The sequence below is a fragment of the Microbacterium gallinarum genome (assembly GCF_014837165.1).
GTDB lineage: Bacteria > Actinomycetota > Actinomycetes > Actinomycetales > Microbacteriaceae > Microbacterium > Microbacterium gallinarum.
Genome location: NZ_JACSPM010000004.1, coordinates 96,330 through 118,401 on the forward strand (window position 1 = coordinate 96,330; position 22,072 = coordinate 118,401).

The window sequence follows — 22,072 nt, forward strand, 5'->3', positions numbered from 1 at the left end:
CATGACGAGGACGACCGCGGGCCTGGCGACCGCCCTGCTCGCGGTCGTCGTCGCGCTGGCGGGATGCAGCTCGCCCCCAGGAGCAGCCCCGTCGGCGACGGCACCGACACCGACGACGACCGTGCTCCCGACGCCCGTCGTCGAGGTGCCGATCGTGACGGCCACCCCGCCACCGGCGCGCCGCTCCGCGCCGCCGGTGCGGGTGGTCGTCACGACCATCGGTGCCGATGTCCCGGTGATTCCCGTCGGGGTCGAAGCCGGGGGGTTCATGGAGCTGCCCGTCGACCCGGCCGTCGCGGGCTGGTACCGCTACGGCGCTGATCCGTCGAGCGCCGAGGGGAACATCGTGATCTCCGCCCATGTCGACGCGCCGCAGTACCCGATCGGACCGTTCAGCAGGCTGCGCGAGCTGCCGGCGGGTGCGTCGATCGAAGTGACGGATGCCTCGTCCGCGGTGCATGGCTACACCGTGGAGAGCGTCACGTACTACCCGAAGACCGAACTTCCCGTGGACGAGCTGTTCGCGCGCGACGGCACGCGCAACCTGGTGCTGATCACCTGCGGCGGCGACTTCGACGCCCGCACCGGCCGGTACGCCGACAACGTCGTCGTCATAGCGACCCCGCGGAATGGCCCGTGATGTGATGACGTTGTAGACTGATGTGCTCGGATGCCTCGGCATCCGGATATTGGAAACTCCACAGCGTGACAGCGGCCCTTCGCACGAAGGCTCATGGGGATGATCGGTTTCGACATCGCCTGTGACTCTGCGGGAAGCGGGCCGAGGATGCAGGGTTATCTCGTAAACGACCTCTGCAAACCAATAATTGCCGATGCAAATCGCAATGAGTTCGCCCTCGCTGCCTAAGCGAGCCTGAACTCCGTGAGACCGTAGGCGTTCCCGCTACGGACCCTCGCGTCATCTAGGGGACTTGCTGCGTGATGGCGTCTGGACGTCACGTGGGACTCTTCCCAGGCTGGGCTTGTCGACTTAGGTGTCTGTGACAAAGGTCGGAGCCGAGCAGAACGTCTTCACAGACTGCGCCCGGAGAAGACGCAGTATCTCAGCGATGGACGGGGGTTCGATTCCCCCCATCTCCACCAATGCCGCTGTCACAGAGGAGGGCCCAGGAGTCGCGCGAACGCGCGGATCCTGGGCCCTTCTTCGTGTGTCCGCCGTGCAGGGAGGCTTCGGTCCCCGCCGAAGTTTCCCGGTCGTAGCTTGGCAGCATGAACGCTCACGTCTACGAGTCAACAGTGAACTGGTCCGGGTCGACCGGCGCCGGGTACGCCGCCTACAGTCGCCGGCACCAGGTGACCGCCGGTCGGGCCGGTTTGGCTGTCAGCGCCGATCGGGCATTCCTCGGGGACGCCGCGCTTCCCAATCCGGAGCAGCTGCTCCTGGCAGCGGCCAGTTCCTGCCAGTTGCTCTCGTTCCTCGCCGTCGCTGCGCGGGCAGGCGTGAACGTGGTCGGCTACCGCGACGACGCGACCGCGATCATGCCCTCGGACGCGCGTCCGGTGCGCATCACGCACATCGTCCTCAGCCCGACCGTCACGGTCAGCCAGAGCGACCCTGAGACGGTCGTCCGGCTGATGCGCGAAGCGCATGCCGGATGCTTCATCGCACACTCGCTCACGGCGTCCCTCGAGATGGACATCACCGTGGAGGTCACCGAGTGAACGACATCAGCATCCCGGTCCGGGACATCGCCTCGGACGTCGCCCGCATCGGCCGAGTCCTCGGGTCCGCCGACGTCGGGCTCGAAGGCGGTGGAGTATGGGGAGACGCCGCCCACTACCTCGTCGAGGACGGCGAAGCGGCGCTGCGGGCGCTGACGACCGCGGGCATCCTCGGGGCGGAGAGTCGCGGGGTCGTGCTCGCTGCCCTGCCGGCTGACCGACCGGGGGCGCTGGGGAGGATGATGACCGCCCTGGCAACGGCGCGCATCCGCATCCATGCTCAGTACAGTGACCATGACAATCGGAAGGTGTTCGTCGTTGACGACATCGAGGGTGCACGGAGGGCGCTGGCATGACCGACCCTGTGCGGCCGTCGCTCGACGAGCTCGGCCGGGTACTCGCCGAACCGATGCGGCTGCGCGTACTCCGAGAACTGCTCGGCGGCACACCACTGCCCGCGGGCGCACTGGCGGCCCGCATCGGCGTCGCCCCGTCTACCGTGAGCTCGCACCTGGCACGACTGGCCGCCGCGGGGTTGATCGAGATCGAGAAGGTGGGCCGCACGCGTGAAGCGCGACTGGCCGATCCGAGCGTGGCGGACGCCATCGAGAGCCTCCTCCGGCTCTCCGGCGAGGATCCCGTCTCCTCCCTCTCCGCCCACGACCGGCGCACTGCACTGCGCAGGGCGCGCCGCTGCTACGACCATCTCGCCGGCGACCTGGGGATCGCGATCGCTGACCGCGCGATCGCGGAGGAGTGGATCGTCGACCACGACGGCTCATGGACGTTCGCCGCGGAGGCAGGCACGGTCGGTTCCGCGCTCGGCATACCCGTCACGCTCACGTCCTCATCCCGCCCGCTCGTGCGTCCGTGCCTGGACTGGACGGAAAGGCGCCCGCACGTCGCCGGGCAGCTCGGTGCCGCCATCCTCGCCGGCATGCTCCACGCCGGATGGCTGCGCCGTCGGCGCGACGATCGCGCGTTGACGATCACCCCTCGGGGCCGCGACCACTTCGCCGGCCTCGGACTTGCTTCGCCGTGACCGGCGCTGAAACAGTCGGGGTTGTCTGACCCCTGAAGGCCGGCCCGTTCGCCGGCCGCCATCCTCAATACCCTGGCCGATCCGGCGAGCCTGGGGACTGCTGTCGATCGCCGCCTCGAGCGAGCACCACGCGGCCGGAGTCAGCTCTTCCGCAAATCCTGGGCGAGCATCACGAGGATCCCGCTCGGGCCGCGGACGTACGTGAGCTTGTAGGCGTCCTCGTACGTCGCGACGCCGCGGAGCGGCTGGCAGCCGTGGCGCGCCGCGATGGCCAGCGCCTCGTCGATGTCGTCGACCGAGAAGGCGACGCGATGCATCCCGATCTCGTGGGGGAGCGTCGGCTCCGTCTCGATCGCGTCGGGGTGGATGTACTCGAACAGTTCGAGCCGGCCGTGGCCGTCGGGCGTTCCGAGCATCGCGAGCTTGACGTGGTTGCCGTCGAGTCCCACGGCGGTATCGGCCCACTCGCCGCTGACGGTGTCGCGACCCAGCACGGTGAGTCCGAGATCCGTGAAGAACGCGACCGCCGCGTCCAGGTCGCGCACCGCGATCGCCACGTTCTCGAGCTTGATCGGCATAGGCGGGACTCTAGACCCAGGCCGTCTCGATCGCGACCGGCCGTCCGAGCACGTTCTCCGCGGCGCGATGGCCCGACAGCATGGCGGCCGGCACCGTCGCCGGGTCATCGGTCCAGGTCGCCTCGCCGGCAAGATGCAGGACTCCGCCGATCGGGACGGCGAGGTCGTCGTGGTCGGATGTCGTCGAGCCGACCCGCATGTATGCGTATGAGCCGTAGGCGAAGGGGTCGTCCTGCCAGTCGGTCACGTGCACGGCGCGGGGCTTCGGCACGCGATCGCCGTAGAGACGGCGCAGCTGCGCGAGCACGGACTCGACGATCTCGTCCTCGCTCCAGTCGAGCGTCGCGATCGCAGCCGGGCCGGCGGCGAACGTGAGCAGCGTGGGCCGATCGTGGAGAGCGCTGAGGTCGTACCAGGAGTGCCACCACCGCGACTCGGGACCCTGCTGGCGAATGGCGTAGACGTCGTCCTCCCAGAACTTCGTCGGGAAGCCGAGCACGACCTTCTCGAACGCGTTCATGCGAAGGCGGCTGAGCGGGGCGGCGTGCGAGCCGGGCAACGGCGGCTCGATGACGAAGTCGTCGGACTGCAGCACGCCGACCGGCACGGTCACCACGACGCTCGCCGCCCGGAAGGCGCCGAAGTCGGTCGAGACCACGACGCCGTCCGCGCTCCACCGCACGTGGGACACGACGTGGGTCAACCGGATGTCGAGTCCCTCTGCAAGACGGCGCGGGAGCCGGTCGTATCCGTCGGGGAACACCACCTCGTCGCCCACCACGACGTCGTCGTCGAGGCCGTGGGCGGCGAGATCCTCGATCCACACGCCGTACTGCTCCTCCGACCGGTGCTCGAGGAACTCGCGCACGCGCTGGGTTCGCTCGTCGTCCCAGCCCTGAGCTGCGAGCGCAGCCTCGGTCACGTCTCGGTACGTGGCATCCGGAGCCGACTCGGCGACCACACCGAGCAAGGTCTCGTCGACCGTCTCGATGTCAGCGACGAACCGGCGCGTGTCCGCGTCGGACAGTCTTTGGCCATCCGGCCCGTAGTACGCGATCGGCCGGCTGTCGGGCTGGTAGCTGCCGACGGTGAACTCGACCGTGCGCATGCCGAACGCTTCGGCGGCCGCGGCGACGGGGGAGTCGGTGATCCCGTGGATCCACGAGGCGCCAAGATCGGTGGCGGAGCCGTAGCGGTGATCGGAGACGACCCGGCCGCCGACCCGGTCGCGCGCCTCCAGCACGACGACTCGCCGCCCCTCCGACCGCAGCAGCCGCGCGGCGGTCAGCCCGCACACCCCGGCACCGATCACGATCGTGTCGAACTGGTCCATCGGTGACCTTCTTCCCGCGGCGCGCGCCGCCCTCCGACGCTATCGAGTGCGCGCGTCGCGCGTGAACCCGGTGACGCCCATGTTCGGGACACACGGCCACCGGCGGAAGACCTGCCCGCGGTCGGTGGGCGGCGAAGATCGCGACGGCGTGCCAGTGCGCGCAGGAACTGCGGGAGTCCAGCTCGCACCGATTCCTGACCGTCGGAGGCGGCGACTCAGCGGAAGCCTTCGCTCTGCGTCATCTCGTCCGCCACGCGGACGCCGTAGTGATAGGCGAGCTTTCCGCCTAGCCAGCCCGAGGCGCCCAATGCGGCGAGCCCGAGCAGACTGAGGATGAAGCCGACGATGCTGACCTCGTCGTCGTCGGCGGACCACCGGATCAGTAGGTTCACCAGGAACAGCACCGTGACGACCAGGTTGATCGCCATGTGGATGGTCGCTGTCCGGTGGGCGGGCGTGCCGCGCTGCAGCTGGGTGTAGTCGAGGAATCCGACGACGGCGGCGAGCAGAGCGCCGATGATGCCGATGAGGATGAGGACGCGGGCGCCGACGACGTACGGCGTCGGGTCTTCGGCCACGAAGCCGATGACGTCGAACACGATGCTCGCCACCCAGGTGCCGATCGGGATCGTCACGAGGATCGGGTGGAAGGGGTGCCCGTACGGGCCGGCGACGATCGAGCGGGGGCGCTTCGCGCGTTCCTGTGCAGTGCGGTCGGTCATGATGCCTTCTCCTGCTCTCGGGCGGGCGTGCGGCCCGCGACGCGGTCTTCCTGCCCACAGTGAATACCGAACGGCCGCGTTGCGCTCGGGGCTTGCGTAGCCGGTGGTGCTGTGGCATCCGGATTCCGGCCCTCCCGCCCGTGGAGACGTGCAAGAATCACGTCCGATGACGAATCTGACGATCATCCAGCAGTCGCCCGATCCCGAACAGGTCGCGGAGCGTTCGCGCACGCGCCGTTCGATCGCGGACAAGATCCGCGGCATGGGCCAGAACCGCATCGGGGCTCTGCTCCTCCTGCTCGCCACGGTGGTCGCGATCCTGTGGGCGAACTTCGCCACGGCCTCGTACGAGGCGTTCTGGGAGACCCATCTGACGATCGGCGTCGGCGATCTGCAGCTCGACTTCACATTGCACGCGATCGTGAACGACGCGCTCATGGCGATCTTCTTCTTCACCGTCGGTCTCGAGGTGCGGCGGGAGTTCGCCATCGGCGAGCTGACGAGCTGGTCACGCGCCCTGGTGCCGGTGATCGCCGCTGTGGCGGGACTGGCGCTGCCCGCGCTGCTGTTCGTGCTGGTCGCGATGGGATCGGGGTACAAGAACGCGTGGGGAATCGTGATCTCGACCGACACGGCGTTCCTCGTCGGCGCGCTCGCGCTCATCGGCCCGCGGGTGCCCGGGAGGTTGCGCGTCTTCCTCCTCGCCCTCGCGGTGGTCGACGATATCGGGGCGCTGTCGATCATCGCGATCGTCTACACGGCGAACTTCACACCGCTGCCGCTCGCGGTCGCCGCAGTCGGCCTGGTGGGCGTGTACTTCACGCGCTACCTGCCCAGCGGTCGGGGGCCGGTCTACGCGACGCTGTCGATCATCGTGTGGCTCGCCTTCCTGGCATCGGGCGTGCATCCGACGTTGGCCGGCGTCGCGATCGCGCTGCTCGTGCCCGTCTACCGTCCCGACCGTCGCGACGTGGAGCACGCGCTCGAGCTGGCCCGGACCTTCCGGCAGTCGCCGAACAGCGAATACGCGCGCGCGGCGGCCAACAGCCTGCGCGAGTCCATCTCGATCAACGAGCGCCTGCAGTCCGCGTACGCGCCCTATGTCGCCTACGTCATCCTGCCGCTGTTTGCACTGGCCAATGCGGGCGTGGTGCTCAGCCCCGAAGTGCTCCAGGGCGCCGTGGTGTCCTCGCTCACCTGGGGCATCGTGGCAGGCCTCGTCGCGGGCAAGCTCATCGGGGTGTTCGGCTCCGCCGCGCTCATGAAGATCACCGGCATGGGTGAGTTCGGCCCCGGCCTGACTCTCGACCGGATCGCCGGGGGCGCGGCGCTGTGCGGCATCGGCTTCACCATCTCGCTCTTCATCGTCGACCTGGCCATCGACGACCCGCTCGCGCAGAACGAGGCGAGGGTCGGCGTGCTCGCGGCATCCGTCATCGCATTCATCCTCGCGACGATCATCTTCCGCATCTCCGACGCGATGCACACCGACGTCGACCCCGGCCAGACGCTGCTGCGCCCGGTGGACCCGAAGCGCGACCACATCTTCGGCTCGCCCGATGCCCCGTTCACGATCGTCGAGTACGGCGATTTCCAGTGCGGGTTCTGTCTCAAGGCGTCGGGGTCGATCCACGAGGTGTACGAGGAGCTCGGCGACCGCCTGCGCTACGTGTGGCGACATGCGCCGCTCACGCAGTACCACCCGAATGCGCTCGCCGGGGCCGAGGCCTCGGAGGCGGCCTCGCTGCAGGGCAGGTTCTTCGAGTTCGAGCGCGGGCTGTTCACCGATCAGGAGCATCAGCGGCCGTCCGACATCGTGCGCCTCGCCCGCGACCTGGGCCTCGACGTCGACAGGTTCGAGCGGGATCTCACAGCACCGGAAGTGACCGGTCGAGTGCAGGACGACATGCTGGATGCCGAGGCCATGGGCATCACGTCCGTGCCGACGCTCTTCGTGAACGGCCGTCGTCACACCGGTCCGTACGACGCGCAGTCGCTCATCCGCGCCCTGTCCGAAGGCCCGCCGGAGGCGACCCCCGAACCGCAGCACCCCGGAGGGTGACGATGGCAGATGTGGATCCGGTGCTCAGCCCCATCTTGACGGACGCACAGTGGGAGCGTCTGCGCCGGTTCGGCGTGCCCGAGCAGGTGCAGTCGGGAGATTACGTCTTCCGCTCCGGTGATCGCGAGTACGACCTGATCCTCGTGGACGAGGGCCAGATCGAGGTCGTGCGCGACTCGCTGTTCTGGATAGAAGAGGCGGTGATCGCGCACCTGGGGCCGCGCACGTTCGTCGGCGAACTCGGCCTGCTCAACGGGCAGGGTGCGTTCCTGTCCGCGCGGGCGACGACTCCGGCCCGCGTGCTGCGAGTGCCGCGACCCGAGCTGCGGCGGCTCATGGCCGAGGACGACGAGCTGTGCGACCTCGTCCTGCATGAACTGTGGGCGCGCCGGGAGTCCCTGCGTCGCGGCCCCGCCTCGCTGACGTTGAAGTTCGTCGGCCAGAGCACCTCGAGCGACTTCCTCGCCCTGCAGCGTTTCGCCGAGCGTCTCGATCTCGTGCACAAGAGCGTCGCTCTCGCGCCCGGCGAATTCGGTGTGCACGAGAACCTCGGGGTGACCGAGGACGACCTCCCGATCGCGTACATCCAGGGCGAGCCGATTCCACGGGCGACGCCGGGGATGGTCGCCGAGCGACTCGGGCTGAGCTACCAGGCCGCCAGTGATGAGGTCGTCGACCTCGTCGTGATCGGCGGCGGCCCGGCGGGCCTGGCCGCCGCGATCTACGGCGCGTCGGAGGGACTCAGCACCGTGTTGCTCGACGCCGTGGCGCCCGGCGGCCAGGCGGCCTCGACGTCGCGCATCGAGAACTTCCTCGGCTTTCCTTTCGGCGTGAGCGGCGGCGACCTCATCGGCCAGGCGAGCCTGCAGGCGCTGAAGTTCGGTGTGCGCGTATACGCCCCCTGCGAGGCTGTGAAGCTCGACCCTGTCGAGGATCGCCAGCTCGACGTGACTCTCGCCGACGGCCGTGTGATCCGAGCCCGCAGTGCCATCGTGACCTCGGGAGCGGCGTATCGACGGCTGAACCTCGAGCGCTGGACCGACTTCGAACGCTCCGGCATCTATTACGCGGCGACGCAGCTCGAGCTGCGTCAGGTGATGGACTCGCCGGTCGTGGTCGTCGGCGGCGCGAATTCGGCCGGACAGGCATCCCTCTATCTGGCAGCGAATGGATGCCCCGTCCACCTGGTCGTGCGCGGCCCCGAACTCGGCACCCGCATGTCGTCGTATCTCGTGGACCGGTTGACGGAGGAGCCGCGCGTGCAGGTGCACACCGGGGCGAACGTCGTCGGACTGGACGGGGGAGCCGGTCTCGAGCGCGTGCACATCGACAGCGTGGGCGATGTCGACGCGCGCGGGCTGTTCTGCTTCATCGGCGCAGACCCCGCGACGTCCTGGCTGCCGACGCTCGACCGCGACGCCGACGGGTTTCTGCGCACCGGCACCGACATCGCTGCGCAGTCCCTCGCCCAATGGCAGCTTCTCGGGCGCGAGCCGCTGCCGTTCGAGACGGCCGTTCCGCGGGTGTTCGCCGCCGGCGACGTGCGGCGCGGATCGATGAAGCGCGTGGCCGCTGCCGTCGGCGAGGGGTCGAGCGCCGTGGCATCCGTGCATCGCGCGCTCGCCTTCTGATCCGCCCCTCGATGACAGGAGAGCCCGTGTCGGACAACGTCGATGTGACCGCCGCGCCGAGCGGCACGGGATGCGCGGAGTGCGAAGAAGCGGGGAGCTGGTGGTTCCACCTGCGGCGCTGTGCTGCGTGCGGACATGTCGGATGCTGCGACTCGTCGCTCGGCCAGCACGCCTCGGCGCATGCCCGGGAGACGGGCCACCGGCTCGTGCAGAGCTTCGAGCCCGGCGAGGACTGGTGGTGGGACTACGAAGCGGCGGGGTGGGCCGACGGCCCGGAACTGGCGCCGCCCCGGAGCCGGCCCGACACGCAGCCGTCGCCGGGACCCGACGGGCGGGTGCCGCGGGACTGGCGGGATGCGCTGCGCGCCGCCGGGCGCTGACACGCTGCGCCGGGGGATGCGCTCTCCCCATCTGCGGGAACGCTCGACGGTCACCTGAGGAAACGTTGAGCCTCTCGAAAGAATTACCTGAGCGGAGCCGCCTCTGATGGCTTATGTTGACAGCCATGGTTGGGGATTCCACGCGGGTACGTCATTGGTCTCGGAAGAAGCGGGTGGCGGTGACCGCCGTGGTCATCGCGGCGTGGCTTCTCATCCTCCTTGTGGGCGGGCGCATGTTCAGCCAGCTCAACGACCTGGGCACGAACGATCGGGTGCAGTTCCTGCCGAGCTCCTCCGAGTCGACGCAGGTCAACGAGGTGCAGGACAAGTTCCGGCAGCAGGGTTTCATCTACGCGGTCGCGGTGTTCACGTTCGACGAGCCGCTCGGCGAGCGTGACCCGGCGCTCATCGAACGCGCCGTCCGGCGCATCGACCCCATCGAGGGCGTCTTCACCTTCAACGCGACGCCACTGATCGTCGCCGAAGACCGGGTTGCCGCCGAGATGGTGATCCCACTCGACTCCGCAGGGGAGCTCGACGAGTCGGTGGCCGCGCTGCGCGCTGAACTGGGCGGCGCCGTGTCGCAGGCCTCCGGCGTCTACGTCACCGGCCCCGCCGGATTCGCCGCCGACATCATCGACGCCTTCTCGGGTATCGACGGGATGCTGCTGCTGGTCGCGCTCGGAGCGGTCTTCTTGATCCTCGTCGTCGTCTACCGATCGCCGCTCCTGCCGGTGCTCGTGCTCGCGACGAGCCTCGCCGCGCTGTGCGGGTCGGTGATCATCGTCTCCGGGCTTGCGCGATCGGGCGCGATACTGCTCGCCGGGCAGACCCAGGGCATCCTGCTGATCCTCGTCGTGGGCGCGACGACGAACTACGCGCTGCTGTACATCTCCCGGTACGTCGAGGAGCTCAGGCGACGCGAGTCGAAGTGGGAGGCCACCTGGGCGGCGCTCAAGCGCTCATGGCAGCCCATCCTCGCCTCGGGTCTCACGGTCATCGTCGCTCTGATGGTGCTGCTCGTGAGCCAACTCGATTCGAACCGAACCCTCGGTCCCATCGCTTCCATCGGGATCGTCTTCGCGCTGCTCGCCTCCTTCACCCTTCTGCCGGCGCTGCTGCTCTGGGCCGGACGCGCGGCGTTCTGGCCGCGGAAGGTGGCCGCGTTCTCAGGTGCCGATGTCACCCGAGCCGACGTGCTCACCGGCGATGGCCTCTGGGCGCGACTCGCACGCCTGGTCGCGAAGCGGCATCGGACGGTGTGGATCGTCACCACGCTGGCCCTTGTAGTGATGGCGCTGGGGCTGACGCAGCTGAAAGCCGACGGCTCACCGTCGAGCGAGTACGTGATGGGCGAGTCGCAGGCCCGGGAGGGACTCCATGTTCTCGCCGAGCACTATCCCGCAGGGGCGGGCACGCCGGCCATCGTCCTCGTGGACACCGAACGGATGCTCGCGACCACCGAAGCGATCCTCGCGGTGCCGGGGGTGGACTCCGCCCGGATCACCACGCTGGCCGGGCCGGCGCCGATCACAGCGGCCGGGGTGCAGACGTTCGCACCCGGGGTGGGCATCCCGCCGGCTCCGCTCGTGATCGATGATCAGGTGCTCCTCGAGGTGACGCTCGACGATGCGGCTGACACGCTCGCAGCCGAGAAGACCGTGCGAGAACTGCGCAGCGCGCTCGATGACGTGGGCGACGACATCCTCGTCGGTGGGCAGACGGCGATCGACGTCGATGCGAATGCCGCGGCCATCGTCGACCGCTCACTGATCGTCCCCCTCGTGCTGCTGTGCATTCTCGGGTTGCTGGTGCTCCTGCTGCGCTCCGTGGTGGCACCGCTTCTCGTCGTCGGCAGCGTCGCGTTGTCGTACGCGGCCGCGCTGGGGGTGTCGGCGATCGTCTTCAACGTCGTGTTCGGATTCGGCGGTGCCGACCCGACGGTGCCTCTGTTCGCGTTCGTCTTCCTCATCGCGCTGGGCGTGGACTACAACATCTTCTTGATGACACGTGCGAGGGAGGAGTCCGTCATCCACGGCGCGCGCGAAGGCGTGCTGCGAAGCCTGGTGTTCACCGGCGGCGTGATCACATCGGCGGGCATCGTCCTGGCTGCGACCTTCGCCGCTCTGGGTGTCCTGCCGCTGCTGTTCATGGCGCAGATCGCCTTCATCGTCGCGTTCGGGGTGCTGCTCGACACCTTCGTCGTGCGCACTCTGCTCGTCCCTGCACTCGCGTACGACCTCGGACGACGCACGTGGTGGCCGAGCGCCCTTTCGCGGTCGGAGTCGCCAGCGCCGTCCCCCGAGGCCGTCCGGCCGCGTGAGCGCGTCTCCGCCTGACTCCGACTGAGAGGACCCCCGAGCGCATCGGGGGTCCTCTTTGCGCAGTCGGCATGAAGCCGCCTGGAAATTGACTGAATCTTAACTTGACGATCCCTGGACGGCAGGAGTAGACAAGCGCTGTAACCGCTTGCCAGGCGGTTGCGGCGGGGCGATCAAATGGGGAACGTCACCGTCATGGACTGGGGATGCGGGCGCACGTCCGCATGGAGGCTGGGGCATGAACGCTCACGCACGTTCAATCGTCGGATCAACTGGGGAAGGGCGATCAGCGCGCGCCATCGTCGTTGCGCTGATCGCCGCCGTCGCCATGGTGGCGACACTGATACTCGCGCCACCACCGACACCAGCGGTGGCGGCGACTGACGAGGATCCCTCGTTCGTTCTCACGCAGAACGACCTGGAGTTCATCCTGCGTCAGATCCAGATCTCGGAAGCGCACGCCGCCGACCAGACGAACCCGTCGAACTACACGCTGTACTGCCCCGACCAGCCGCGCGTCGCGCAGAACTGCGTCAACCACGTGAAGCGCCCCGCCGGCGTCCGCACGGTCGACGGCAGCTACAACAACCTGATCGATACGCACTTCGGCGCAACCGACCACCCGTTCCCGCGTCTGCTCGAGCCCGAGTGGCGACAGGCCGAGCCCGAGGTCGCCACCCTCGAGTTCACGCCGAACACTCCGGAGCAGACCGAAATCTGCGACCCGGGTCTGACCTGCTATGAGCAGACGCAGGGCATCGTGTACGACAGCCACCCGCGTGAGATCAGCAACCTCATCGTCGACCAGACGATGAACAACCCGGCGGTGGCGAACCAGTGGGAGGCGGGTACCGGCATCCAGGTGCCGGGAACGAACCGGGTGAACATCCCGAACACCGCCCCCGATGAAGAGCTGTCAGCGCCGTTCAACACCTTCATGGGCTTCTTCGGCCAGTTCTTCGACCACGGTCTCGACCTGGTCGGCAAGGCGGGCAACGGCAGCATGGTCGTTCCGCTGAAGGCCGACGACCCCCTCTACTGCCCGACGAGTGGGCAGCGTCCGAACGTCAACGACCCCGAGGAGCTCGTCGACTGCAACCCTGACGCGAACTACATCACGCTCTCGCGCGCGACGCGCGTCGCCAACGGCACGGAGCACCAGAACCTCACGTCGCCGTTCATCGACCAGAACCAGACCTACTCGTCGCACCCGGCACACCAGGTGTTCCTGCGTGAGTACATCGAAGGCCCAGACGGCCGCCCGCAGGCAACCGGTCGGCTGATCGAGGGCGAGAACGGCGGAATGGCGAAGTGGCGTGATGTCAAGGCGCAGGCCACGAACATCCTCGGGCTGAGGCTGACGGACGCCGACCTGCTCGACGTTCCGCAGGTGCTCGTCGACCCGTACGGCAACTTCATCCCCGGTGTGAACGGCTACCCGCAGTTCATCGTCGAGGGCGGCGGCTTCGTCGCCGGCGGAGCCGAGGGCGGAACGCCCGTGCCCGACAACGTGCTCGGCACCGGTCACGCCTTCCTCGACGACATCGCACACGGCGCGACTCCGGTCGTGACCGAGGGCGGCGAACTGCTTCCGCGCTTCGACGAGGACGGCAGCCCGCTGCCTGACCCGGACGGCGAGCTCGCACTCTCCGGCTACGACAATGCGACGCTCGACGAGCACTACATCGCGGGCGATGGTCGAGTGAACGAGAACATCGGTCTGACGGCAGTGCACTCGGTGTTCCACGCCGAGCACAACCGCATGGTCGGCCAGATCGAGCGCCTGCTCGCCGGCGCCCAGGGTACCGAGTACCTGGTGGCGCAGGATTCCGAGGAGCGCGGCGGCCTCGCCGAGTTCGCCAAGGCCTTCCGTGGTGAGACCCACTCCTACAAGTCGGACGTGGACATCGACGACCTTCCCGGGTACGTGCCGAACCCCAACCCGGACAACGTGCAGCCGGTCGCCGGCACCGCGGACGACTGGTCGTACCAGGAGCGGCTCTTCCAGGCGGCGAAGTTCGCAACCGAGATGCAGTACCAGCACCTCGTGTTCGAGGAGTTCGCACGCAAGGTCGTTCCGACGATCGACGCGGTGGTGTTCAACGAGAACAGCTACGACCCGAAGATCGATGCGTCGATCACCGCCGAGTTCGCGCACGTGGTCTACCGCTTCGGTCACTCGATGATGACCGAGGAGATCGGCCGCGAGCCGGTGCAGAACACCGAGAACAACCTGATCGCGCCGAACGGCGCCGGCGATGTGTCGCTGCTGGACGGATTCCTCGCGCCTGACCTGTTCGACATGGGCGGCCAGCTGAGCCCCGAAGAGGCGGCCGGATCGCTCATCAACGGCATGACGTCGCGGGTGGGCAGCCAGATCGACGAGCACGTGGTGGACGTCCTTCGCAACAACCTGCTGGGACTCCCGCTCGACCTGCCGACGTTCAACCTGCTGCGCGGCCGCGATGTCGGCGTCCCGCCGCTGCAGGAAGCGCGTCGCTCGTTCTTCGCGGCAACGAAGGAGCCGAGTCTGGCCCCCTACGCCAACTGGGACGACTTCGGCCGGAACATCAAGAACGGCAACAACTTCGGTCGGGCGGGCGAGCGCGCCTCGCTGGTGAACTTCGTGGCGGCCTACGGCACGCACGAGACGATCCTCGACGCCGACACGATCGAAGAGAAGCGCAACGCGGCGGCACTGCTCGTCAACGGTGCACCGTTGGGTGAGGAGTTCGTGGTTCGCCTCGCCGGCTCGGATCGCTTCGAGACGGCCATGTCGATCGCGGAACGGCACTTCCAGGCACCGGTCCCGGTGGCGTACATCTCGCGCGGGAACAACTTCCCCGACGCGCTGGCGGGCGGCCCGCTCGCGGCGGAGACGGGAGGCCCGATCCTGCTGGCGGCGCCCAACGACACGGGTGAGATCCCGCTGGCCACGAGAATCGCGCTCTCGAACCTCCAGCCGGAGCGGATCGTGATCCTCGGTGGGACGAGCGTCGTCGGTCCGCGTGCGTTCGCGTCCTACAACGAGATCGCGCCGACCTCGCGCATCGCCGGCGTGAACCGGTTCGAGACCGCAGCGAAGATCTCGCAGCAGCTCGAGCCCGGGCGCCGGGTGTTCATCGCCAACGGCATGAACTTCCCCGACGCACTCGCCGGTGCTGCCGTCGCAGCCGACCAGAGTGCAGCGATGCTCCTGGTTCAGCCCAACTCCATCCCGGCGGTGACGCGCACTGCTCTCGCAGCGCTCGACCCGACCGAGATCGTGGTGCTGGGTGGTACCGGGGCTGTGTCGGCGCAGGTGGCAGCGCAGCTGCGCACCTACACCGACGGGCAGGTGGTCCGCCTCGGCGGTGCGAACCGGTACGAGACGGCACTGCAGATCGTGAACCACTTCTTCCCGAACGGCTCGGACACGCTGTACCTCGCGACCGGGGCGAACTTCCCCGACGCGCTGACGGCGACTCCGGCGGCCGGGATCAACGGTGCTCCGCTTCTGCTCGTCCCGCCGACCGGTCTCACGCCGGCGCTTCGCCAGAAGATCGCCGCGCTCAGCCCCGGGCGGATCTTCATCCTGGGTGGCAAGGGTGTCGTGAGCCTCGCAGTGGAGGAAGCGCTCCAGGCGTTCGCGCCGGCGCCTCTGTCCGCGCCTGAAGACCGTCTGGACTTCATGTTCAGCACGGGCACGTGGGCGAACACCGAGACGGGTCTCGACACGGTGGACTTCTGGATGGGCGGACTCGCAGAACGGCTCGATCCGTTCGGCGGCATGCTCGGCTCGACGTTCAACTTCGTGTTCGAGACGCAGCTCGAGAAGCTCCAGTTCGGTGACCGGTTCTACTACCTGTTCCGCAACCAGGGTGAGCAGCTGTTCGCTGCACTCGAGGGCAACACGTTCTCGGATCTCATCCAGCGCAACACGGATGCGTCCCACCTGCCGGCGGACATCTTCGCACTGCAGGATCCCGTGATCGACATCGCTGAGCAGGCTGCTCTCCCGGTGGGCCAGCGCGAGCCGGGTCTCAGCCTGGTCAACGGGCAGTGGCGCTGGCAGGGTGACGAGCACATCGCAATGCACGGCACCCCGGCGAACGACAACCTCCGGGGTGACGAGGGCGACGACGCGATCTGGGGTTACGACGGCAACGACCGCATCGAGGGCGGGTCGGGCAACGACGCGCTCGTCGGCGGCAAGGGCGACGACATCATCACGGACTCGTTCGGTGATGACAACCTCAAGGGAAAGCAGGGTAACGACGCGATGCACACCGGACCCGGTGTCGACCTCGCGATCGGCGGCAGCGGCGACGACTTCATCATGAACGGTGGTGGAGACGCCACGAGCATCTTCGCCGGCCTGGGTGATGACATCGTGCTCGGCACCTCCGGTCGCACCACGGTGTTCGGCGGTGAGCACGACGACTGGGTCGAAGGATCCAGCCACGCCGACCTGCTGCAGGGCGACAACGCCGATCAGGCCCAGAATGACACTCTGGGTGGCAACGACGTGGTCGCAGGACGCCTCGGAGACGACGACATCGAAGGCGAGGGTGGCGACGACATCCTCATCGGTGAGCGCTTCGGCACCGACCGTCACCTGGGCAACCTCGGGTTCGACTGGCTGACCTACTACGGTCAGACGCAGGGTGTCGAGTCGGACTGGGCCTTCAACCGGATCTACGAGACGCAGGAGCAGCTGCGGTCTCGCTACGACCTGCTCGAGGCGCTGTCGGGTGGAGCCGGCAACGACGTCCTGCGCGGTCCGCTCGTTGAGCCGGATGACCTCACCACGGTGGCTGAGGCTCCGCTCAACAAGGCAACGCAGGCCACGCTCGACCTGGTCGAGGGATTCGAGGCCATGCTCAAGCCGGTCGTGAACGGCGTGGCAATCGGGGACTTCACGCTCCCGATCATGCGCGACGCTCCTGAGATCGACGCGGACGGTGTCCACAAGGTGATGATCGGCGGCCCCGGTGCCGACACGATCGAAGGACGCGGTGGCAACGACTACCTCGACGGCGACGCGATGCTCCGCGTGCGCCTCCGGACGGGTACCCCGGGCAACTACACGTACTACGACAGTGCGGCGGAGTTGCAGGAAGCCGTGTTCTCCGGTGCCATCAACCCGGGCGCGATCGACATCGCTCGCGACATCGTCTACGACGACTCGGACGCGATCGACATCGCACAGTACAACGACGTGTTCGATGCCTACACGGTGAGTGAGCTGGGCTTCGCAGGCTCGGGGTACTGGCGAGTGGAGCACACGGCGGTGCAGGAAGCCGAGGAGAGCGACGGAGTCGACGTGATCCGCGGGTTCGAGCGTCTGCAGTTCGCAGACGGCTGCGCCAACATCGTCGACGGTCAGCTGGTCTCGTGTGCCCAGACGGCCTTCGCGACGATGTCTCCGACCGAGCCGATCGAGGGCCAGCCGGTGACGGCCATGCTCTGGAACGACGCGGCACGCACCGTCCCGTTCAACGAGCCGGGTGCCACCAACCTCCGCTTCACGTGGTGGGCCGGCGAGGGCGACACGGCGGACACCGTCGGCGAGTGGGAGGTGCTGGCACTGAACCAGGTGTCTCCGACGTACACCCCGACGCAGGAGGCGGTCGGCCAGTTCCTGAGGGTCACGGTGAGCTACCTCGCCGCGAACGGTGAGTTCCGCACCGCGGAGCGGGCCGTGTCGACAGCTCAGGTGCAGGATGTCCAGTTCCCGGGTGCATTGACCTTCACGGTCGCTGCCCCCTCGGTCGGAGATCCGATCGCCGCGGGGATCCCGACGGACCCCGACGGGCTGTTCGACGAGGGCGCTCTCACCTACGTGTGGTCCTCCTCGGGAGTCGATCCGGCCGTCGCTACCGAGGCGGACTGGGTGGCGTACAACCCGGCCCAGACCGGGGCGATCTACGCTCCGACTGCCGACGACATCGGTCGCTGGATCCGGGTGACGATCACCTACCAGGATGGATCGGAGGCGCAGCAGACCGTCAGCGCGAACAGCACGTTCGCGGTGGTCGAGTAGCAAGACCGTCCGTTGCCTCCGGGTTCCCTCGGGACCCGGAGGCAACGGGCACATCCCGAAACTCTCTTCACCCGATTACCCGACTCATGACCGCAGCCGATGTCCTGATACATCGAGCTGTCACCGACAGGCCAGGGCCTGATCAGCGGCGATTGGCGAAACCGCTGATCTGCTACCCCCAGGCACCGGACCAACCGCCACCCCCACGGTGGCGTCCGGAGGTCCGACATACGTACCTCTCCCAGAGGGCCCAACCCCCGCGTGTGACGACCCGTCGGTGAAGGAGGCGGAGGGCGATCTTCGGATCAGCCCTCCGCCTCTTCCGCTGTCGGCGTGTTCGCCGTCAGGACTTCGGCCACTCGATGAGCAGCAGTCCCTGCTTGGTGTCGGCGAGCTTCACCCAGCCGGACGCGTACAGATAGGTCATTCCGTAGCCCTCGTCGTCGGTGGTGATCGTCGTGGCGGGGCTCTCGGTGATGTACACGCCCTCCGGGCCCTCTTCGCGGATCCACCCCTGCGACACGAGCTCGGACTGCGTCGCCGAGGCGTCCTCGTCGGAGATGCGGGCCCAGCCGAACATCTGTCCGTGGTCGCCCGCTGGGCCGTCGAAGTCGGCCCAGACGCACTGGATGCCCTCGGCGACTTCGAAGCTGCCGATGTAGAACGGCTCCGTCTGCGAGGTCCACCCCAGGCTCGCGAAGTCTTCGACGACGGTCTCGCCGATGAGCGTCTCGCAGGTCGGCTCGTCCGAGGCCGCCGGCTCCGGCTCGGGCGTCGTCGAGGGCTCCGGAGCGGGCTCGGTCGCCACCGGCGTCGGCGTGGCATCGGGCGCCGCCGACGGGGGGCTCGCCGCGCACGAGGCGAGCAGCGCCGCGGCCGCCAGGATGACGACGGCGCGAGTGGCGAAGCGGTGACGTGGGGGGATCATCGTGCGGTCTCCGGGGGAGCGGATCGGTCAGTGGAAGGATCGGGCGGAGTGCAGGAGGCGGAGGTAGTCGTCGTGCAGCACGCCGTTGGTCGCGAGCGAGGAGCGCTCGGAGAGCGAGTCGTTGCCGTCGAACGACGTGAAACGGCCACCCGCCTCGGTCACGATGGGCACGAGCGCGGCGATGTCGTACTCCTTCACCCCGAACTCCGCGACGAGCTCGAGCCGCCCCTCGGCCAGGAGCATGTAGGGCCACGCGTCGCCGTAGCCGCGGTCGCGCCACACGGAGGCCGTCAGCCGCTCGAGAGCGTCGAGCTTGCCGGCATCCCGCCACTGTCCGATGCTCTGGAAGCTGACGCTCGAGGTGGCGATCGAGTCGACGGACGAGACCGCCAGCCGACGCGGCTCGCTGCCGGGCACATCGGTCCACGCGCCGTGACCGGTGGCGGCCCACCAGCGGCGTCCGATCGCGGGCTGGCTGGCCACCCCGACACGGGGGACGCCGTCGACCGCGAGCGCGATCAGCGTCGTCCACATGGGGATGCCCTTGAGGTAGTTGGCGGTGCCGTCGATCGGGTCGATGATCCACTGCCGGCGCGTGTCGCCGGTGACGCCGTACTCCTCGCCGAAGACGCCGTCGGCCGGCCGTTCCGTCTCGAGCATGGCGCGGATCGCGCGCTCGGTGGCGAGGTCGGCTTCGGTCACGTGGCTGGCGTCGGCCTTCAGGCTCACCTCGAGATCGGCGGCATCGAAACGGCTCATGGATGCCGCGTCCGCAGCATCCGCCAGCCGGAGAGCGAGTGCGAGATCGGCCTCCAGCTCGCCCTCGAAGGGCGCGTCGAAGCGCGTCGGCGAGGTGGGGGAGGTCACGTCGACCAGGATAACGGCCTCGTCTCGACCTCGATTTCCGGTGACGCAATCGTGATGCTAATGTTGACCCTCGGTTCGCCTCGTGCGAATCACGCACCTCTAGCTCAATCGGCAGAGCAACTGACTCTTAATCAGTGGGTTCAGGGTTCAAGTCCCTGGGGGTGCACCACCTCAGAAGAGCGGTCCCGAACGGGCCGCTCTTCTTCGTTCACCGGGGCCATCGTCACGCCGGTGGGGGAGGTCCGCGCTATCGTGCCGGGCATGCCGGAGCGGGTCGAACTGTGGTGGGCCAGGCGCCAGTTCTCGCGCGGCGCCGACGTGCCGTACCCGGTCGGCACCTACCGCGAAGCCTGGGCGCCGTACCCGGCACTCATCCGGCAGTACCACCCCGAGTTGAACGCCGGGATCACGCTCACGCAGATCCCGCCGGCGGCCGACGTGCTGCTGCTGTGGCAGTGCGAGGCGGGGCACTCGTTCGCCGCGACGCCGGCCGAGCAGCGCAACCGTCCGGGGCGGGAGCGCCGGCGTTCCGCGTGGTGCCCCGACTGCTCGACGTCGGCGCGTGCGCCCGTCGCGATCCTGGGCGAGCCCGTCGCGCGGCCGAAGCGCGCCCGCCCGCCGCGGCCTCCACGCACGCTCTGCCCCAAGACGCCCGGTCTTCCGGCGGGCGAGTCCTTCGTCAGCGTGTGCGCTCCGCGCCCGGCATCCGCCGTCGAGGCGCAGCTGCGCGCCGACGTGTTCGCGCGGCTCGGGGTGACGTCCGGCAGGAATGCCGTGCGGGTGTCGCGCCCGTTCTTCGACCACGTCGAGGTGTGGCCCGACATCCTCCTGCCCGAGCTGCGCATCGCGATCGAGTACGACAGCACCGGCCGCCACGGGCTCGAGCACGTGGGTAAGCGGGAGGACGCCGATCGCCGCAAAGACCGCACACTGCGCGCGACCGGATGGGAGGTCGTGCGGATCCGCACCGGCCGGCTCGAGCCGATCGGTCCCTACGACGTGCAGCTCTCGTCGGTCGGACGCCGAGGCGTCGACCGGCTCATCGACGTGCTGCGCGACATCCGCGGGTCGCTGCTCGTCGATGCCTATCTCGTCTGAGTGCGTGTCGTCTCGCTCCGCTGCTCGACCACCACGCACTCCATCGCGATTCGATAACGACAGCCGCCCGGACACCACCTCGACTTGACCGGACGGGCTGGACTTCCTACATTTGCGAATACCTGAATCGGATTTCAGGTATGCCCGATCCGGGCACCCGAACCTTCCAACGGCGAAAGGCACGCACATGCGGGTTTCGAAGAAGTTGCTCATGGGGTCCGTGGTCGCCACGGCCGCGATCTTCCTGGCGGCCTGCGCGCCGCAGGCCCAGCCCGGAGGCGCGCCCGCTGACGGCGACGACCGCCCGGCCGAGATCACGGTCGGCGTCGTCACGAGCGAGTCCGGCCCTCTCGCCGGCTACGGCAAGCAGTACCTCGACGCGTTCAAGGCGGGCCTCGACTACGCCACCGACGGCACGGGCGAGGTCGACGGCACGACGATCGACGTCGAGTACAAGGACGACGCGGGCGACCCCGACAAGGCGGTCACGGTCGTGAAGGAGCTCATCGGCGAAGGCGTGAACATCATCGCGGGCACGGCGTCCTCAGGCGTCGCACTGGCGGTCGCCGAGCAGGCCGAGCAGAACAAGGTCCTCTACATCTCGGGCCCGGCAGCAGCCGACGCACTGACGGGCGTCAACGACTACACGTTCCGCTCGGGCCGCCAGAGCGCCCAGGACGTCGCCACCGCCGGGACGTTCCTCGATGACATCGAGGGCAAGACGGTCACCGTGTTCGCCCAGGACAACGCCTTCGGTCAGGGCAACGTCGCGGCGGTCGACGCGATCCTGGGCGGCCAGGGCGCCACGGTCACCTCGGTGCTCGTCGCCGAGGACGCGACCGAGTTCACACCGTTCGCTCAGCAGATCCTCACGGGCGCGCCCGACCTCGTCTTCGTGGCGTGGGCAGGTGCGACCTCGGGCGCGATGTGGCAGGCGCTCAGCCAGCAGGGCGTGCTCGATGAGATCCCCGTCGTCACCGGTCTCGGCGACGCCGCCACCTTCGGGGCGTACGGCGAGGCCTCCGAGAAGATCAACTTCCTGAACCACTACTTCCCGGGAGCGCCCGACAACGAGGTGAACGCGGCGATGGTCGACGCCATCGAGTCGGCGGGCGGTACGCCCGACCTCTTCAGCCCCGACGGCTTCAACGCCGCCATCATGATCGTCCAGGCGATCAAGGAGGGCGCCGGAGACGTCGACGCCATGGTCGAGGCGCTGGAAGGCTTCGAGTTCGAGGGTCCCAAGGGCACGATGACCGTGCGTGCGAGCGACCACGCGCTCATCCAGGAGATGTACCAGGTCAAGCTCGTCGCCGACGGCGGCGCGTTCGTGCCCGAGCTCGTCGACACGGCCGCAGCCGACGCCGTCGCGCCGGCCGAAGCCGCCGAGTGATCGGGAGCC

Annotated in this window: 16 protein-coding genes, 1 tRNA gene and 1 other RNA gene; 13 read left to right on the forward strand and 5 right to left on the reverse strand. The window is 68.5% G+C overall.

Going from position 1 to position 22,072, the window contains the following annotated elements; all coding sequences use genetic code 11:
- Position 1: 1 nt before the first annotated feature.
- The 5 genes from H9622_RS12275 (at position 2) to H9622_RS12295 (ending at position 2,725) form a co-directional block, all read left to right on the forward strand.
- Positions 2-640: a class F sortase gene (locus tag H9622_RS12275; RefSeq protein WP_191766705.1), complete on the forward strand. Its 639-nt coding sequence runs from the start codon at positions 2-4 to the stop codon at positions 638-640.
- A gap of 95 nt (positions 641-735) precedes the next feature.
- Positions 736-1,104, forward strand: a transfer-messenger RNA (tmRNA) gene (gene ssrA, locus H9622_RS12280).
- A gap of 126 nt (positions 1,105-1,230) precedes the next feature.
- Positions 1,231-1,683: an OsmC family protein gene (locus tag H9622_RS12285; protein WP_191766706.1), complete on the forward strand. Its 453-nt coding sequence runs from the start codon at positions 1,231-1,233 to the stop codon at positions 1,681-1,683.
- Positions 1,680-2,039 carry an amino acid-binding protein gene (locus tag H9622_RS12290; RefSeq protein ID WP_191766707.1) on the forward strand — a complete coding sequence of 120 codons (360 nt, stop codon included), beginning with the start codon at positions 1,680-1,682 and terminating at the stop codon, positions 2,037-2,039. The genes H9622_RS12285 and H9622_RS12290 overlap by 4 nt, the downstream gene beginning before the upstream one ends.
- Positions 2,036-2,725, forward strand: a complete 690-nt coding sequence (locus H9622_RS12295) for an ArsR/SmtB family transcription factor (protein ID WP_191766708.1) — start codon at positions 2,036-2,038, stop codon at positions 2,723-2,725. The genes H9622_RS12290 and H9622_RS12295 overlap by 4 nt, the downstream gene beginning before the upstream one ends.
- A 140-nt stretch (positions 2,726-2,865) precedes the next feature.
- Here the strand turns inward: H9622_RS12295 and H9622_RS12300 are convergent, their stop codons facing one another.
- From H9622_RS12300 to H9622_RS12310, 3 genes are all read right to left on the reverse strand, one after another.
- Complete coding sequence (locus H9622_RS12300) at positions 2,866-3,303, reverse strand: VOC family protein (protein WP_191766709.1); 438 nt, start codon at positions 3,301-3,303, stop codon at positions 2,866-2,868.
- Between the two features lie 10 nt (positions 3,304-3,313).
- Positions 3,314-4,636, reverse strand: coding sequence for a flavin monoamine oxidase family protein (locus H9622_RS12305; RefSeq protein WP_191766710.1), 1,323 nt, complete (start codon positions 4,634-4,636; stop codon positions 3,314-3,316).
- Between the two features lie 215 nt (positions 4,637-4,851).
- Complete coding sequence (locus H9622_RS12310) at positions 4,852-5,358, reverse strand: DUF2231 domain-containing protein (RefSeq protein ID WP_191766711.1); 507 nt, start codon at positions 5,356-5,358, stop codon at positions 4,852-4,854.
- A gap of 166 nt (positions 5,359-5,524) precedes the next feature.
- Between H9622_RS12310 and nhaA the strand changes: the two genes are divergently transcribed.
- The 5 genes from nhaA to H9622_RS12335 all read left to right on the forward strand — a co-directional run bounded on the left by nhaA (position 5,525) and on the right by H9622_RS12335 (position 17,777).
- Positions 5,525-7,420, forward strand: a complete 1,896-nt coding sequence (nhaA, locus tag H9622_RS12315; protein ID WP_191766712.1) for a Na+/H+ antiporter NhaA — start codon at positions 5,525-5,527, stop codon at positions 7,418-7,420.
- Between the two features lie 2 nt (positions 7,421-7,422).
- Complete coding sequence (locus H9622_RS12320; RefSeq protein ID WP_191766713.1) at positions 7,423-9,051, forward strand: FAD-dependent oxidoreductase; 1,629 nt, start codon at positions 7,423-7,425, stop codon at positions 9,049-9,051.
- Positions 9,052-9,062: 11 nt separating this feature from the next.
- Complete coding sequence (locus H9622_RS12325; RefSeq protein WP_191766714.1) at positions 9,063-9,431, forward strand: UBP-type zinc finger domain-containing protein; 369 nt, start codon at positions 9,063-9,065, stop codon at positions 9,429-9,431.
- A 179-nt stretch (positions 9,432-9,610) separates the two neighbouring features.
- On the forward strand, positions 9,611-11,770 hold the full coding sequence (locus H9622_RS12330; protein ID WP_318247109.1) for an MMPL family transporter: 2,160 nt from the start codon (positions 9,611-9,613) through the stop codon (positions 11,768-11,770).
- A 352-nt stretch (positions 11,771-12,122) separates the two neighbouring features.
- Positions 12,123-17,777: a cell wall-binding repeat-containing protein gene (locus H9622_RS12335; protein WP_191766716.1), complete on the forward strand. Its 5,655-nt coding sequence runs from the start codon at positions 12,123-12,125 to the stop codon at positions 17,775-17,777.
- Positions 17,778-18,120: 343 nt separating this feature from the next.
- Here H9622_RS12335 and H9622_RS12340 read toward each other — a convergent pair whose 3' ends face one another.
- Both H9622_RS12340 and H9622_RS12345 read right to left on the reverse strand, forming a co-directional pair.
- Entirely contained in the window at positions 18,121-18,705 is a 585-nt protein-coding gene (locus H9622_RS12340) for a hypothetical protein (RefSeq protein ID WP_191766717.1), read from the reverse strand.
- Between the two features lie 27 nt (positions 18,706-18,732).
- Positions 18,733-19,572 carry an inositol monophosphatase family protein gene (locus H9622_RS12345; protein ID WP_191766718.1) on the reverse strand — a complete coding sequence of 280 codons (840 nt, stop codon included), beginning with the start codon at positions 19,570-19,572 and terminating at the stop codon, positions 18,733-18,735.
- A gap of 93 nt (positions 19,573-19,665) precedes the next feature.
- Here H9622_RS12345 and H9622_RS12350 point away from each other — a divergent pair.
- The 3 genes from H9622_RS12350 to H9622_RS12360 all read left to right on the forward strand — a co-directional run bounded on the left by H9622_RS12350 (position 19,666) and on the right by H9622_RS12360 (position 22,063).
- Positions 19,666-19,741 (forward strand) — tRNA-Lys (locus H9622_RS12350).
- A gap of 92 nt (positions 19,742-19,833) precedes the next feature.
- On the forward strand, positions 19,834-20,670 hold the full coding sequence (locus H9622_RS12355) for a zinc-ribbon domain-containing protein (RefSeq protein WP_191766719.1): 837 nt from the start codon (positions 19,834-19,836) through the stop codon (positions 20,668-20,670).
- A gap of 187 nt (positions 20,671-20,857) precedes the next feature.
- Entirely contained in the window at positions 20,858-22,063 is a 1,206-nt protein-coding gene (locus tag H9622_RS12360) for a substrate-binding domain-containing protein (RefSeq protein ID WP_191766720.1), read from the forward strand.
- The last annotated feature ends 9 nt before the right edge of the window (positions 22,064-22,072 follow it).

What these genes read in the sequence shown, in the direction of transcription:
- H9622_RS12360 (WP_191766720.1), top strand. Translation starts at nt 20,858, where the DNA reads ATGCGGGTTTCGAAGAAGTTGCTCATGGGGTCCGTGGTCGCCACGGCC.
- H9622_RS12295 (WP_191766708.1), top strand. Translation starts at nt 2,036, where the DNA reads ATGACCGACCCTGTGCGGCCGTCGCTCGACGAGCTCGGCCGGGTACTC.
- H9622_RS12275 (WP_191766705.1), top strand. Translation starts at nt 2, where the DNA reads ATGACGAGGACGACCGCGGGCCTGGCGACCGCCCTGCTCGCGGTCGTC.
- H9622_RS12285 (WP_191766706.1), top strand. Translation starts at nt 1,231, where the DNA reads ATGAACGCTCACGTCTACGAGTCAACAGTGAACTGGTCCGGGTCGACC.
- H9622_RS12325 (WP_191766714.1), top strand. Translation starts at nt 9,063, where the DNA reads ATGACAGGAGAGCCCGTGTCGGACAACGTCGATGTGACCGCCGCGCCG.
- nhaA (WP_191766712.1), top strand. Translation starts at nt 5,525, where the DNA reads ATGACGAATCTGACGATCATCCAGCAGTCGCCCGATCCCGAACAGGTC.
- H9622_RS12300 (WP_191766709.1), bottom strand. Translation starts at nt 3,303, where the DNA reads ATGCCGATCAAGCTCGAGAACGTGGCGATCGCGGTGCGCGACCTGGAC.
- H9622_RS12355 (WP_191766719.1), top strand. Translation starts at nt 19,834, where the DNA reads ATGCCGGAGCGGGTCGAACTGTGGTGGGCCAGGCGCCAGTTCTCGCGC.
- H9622_RS12310 (WP_191766711.1), bottom strand. Translation starts at nt 5,358, where the DNA reads ATGACCGACCGCACTGCACAGGAACGCGCGAAGCGCCCCCGCTCGATC.
- H9622_RS12340 (WP_191766717.1), bottom strand. Translation starts at nt 18,705, where the DNA reads ATGATCCCCCCACGTCACCGCTTCGCCACTCGCGCCGTCGTCATCCTG.
- H9622_RS12320 (WP_191766713.1), top strand. Translation starts at nt 7,423, where the DNA reads ATGGCAGATGTGGATCCGGTGCTCAGCCCCATCTTGACGGACGCACAG.
- H9622_RS12305 (WP_191766710.1), bottom strand. Translation starts at nt 4,636, where the DNA reads ATGGACCAGTTCGACACGATCGTGATCGGTGCCGGGGTGTGCGGGCTG.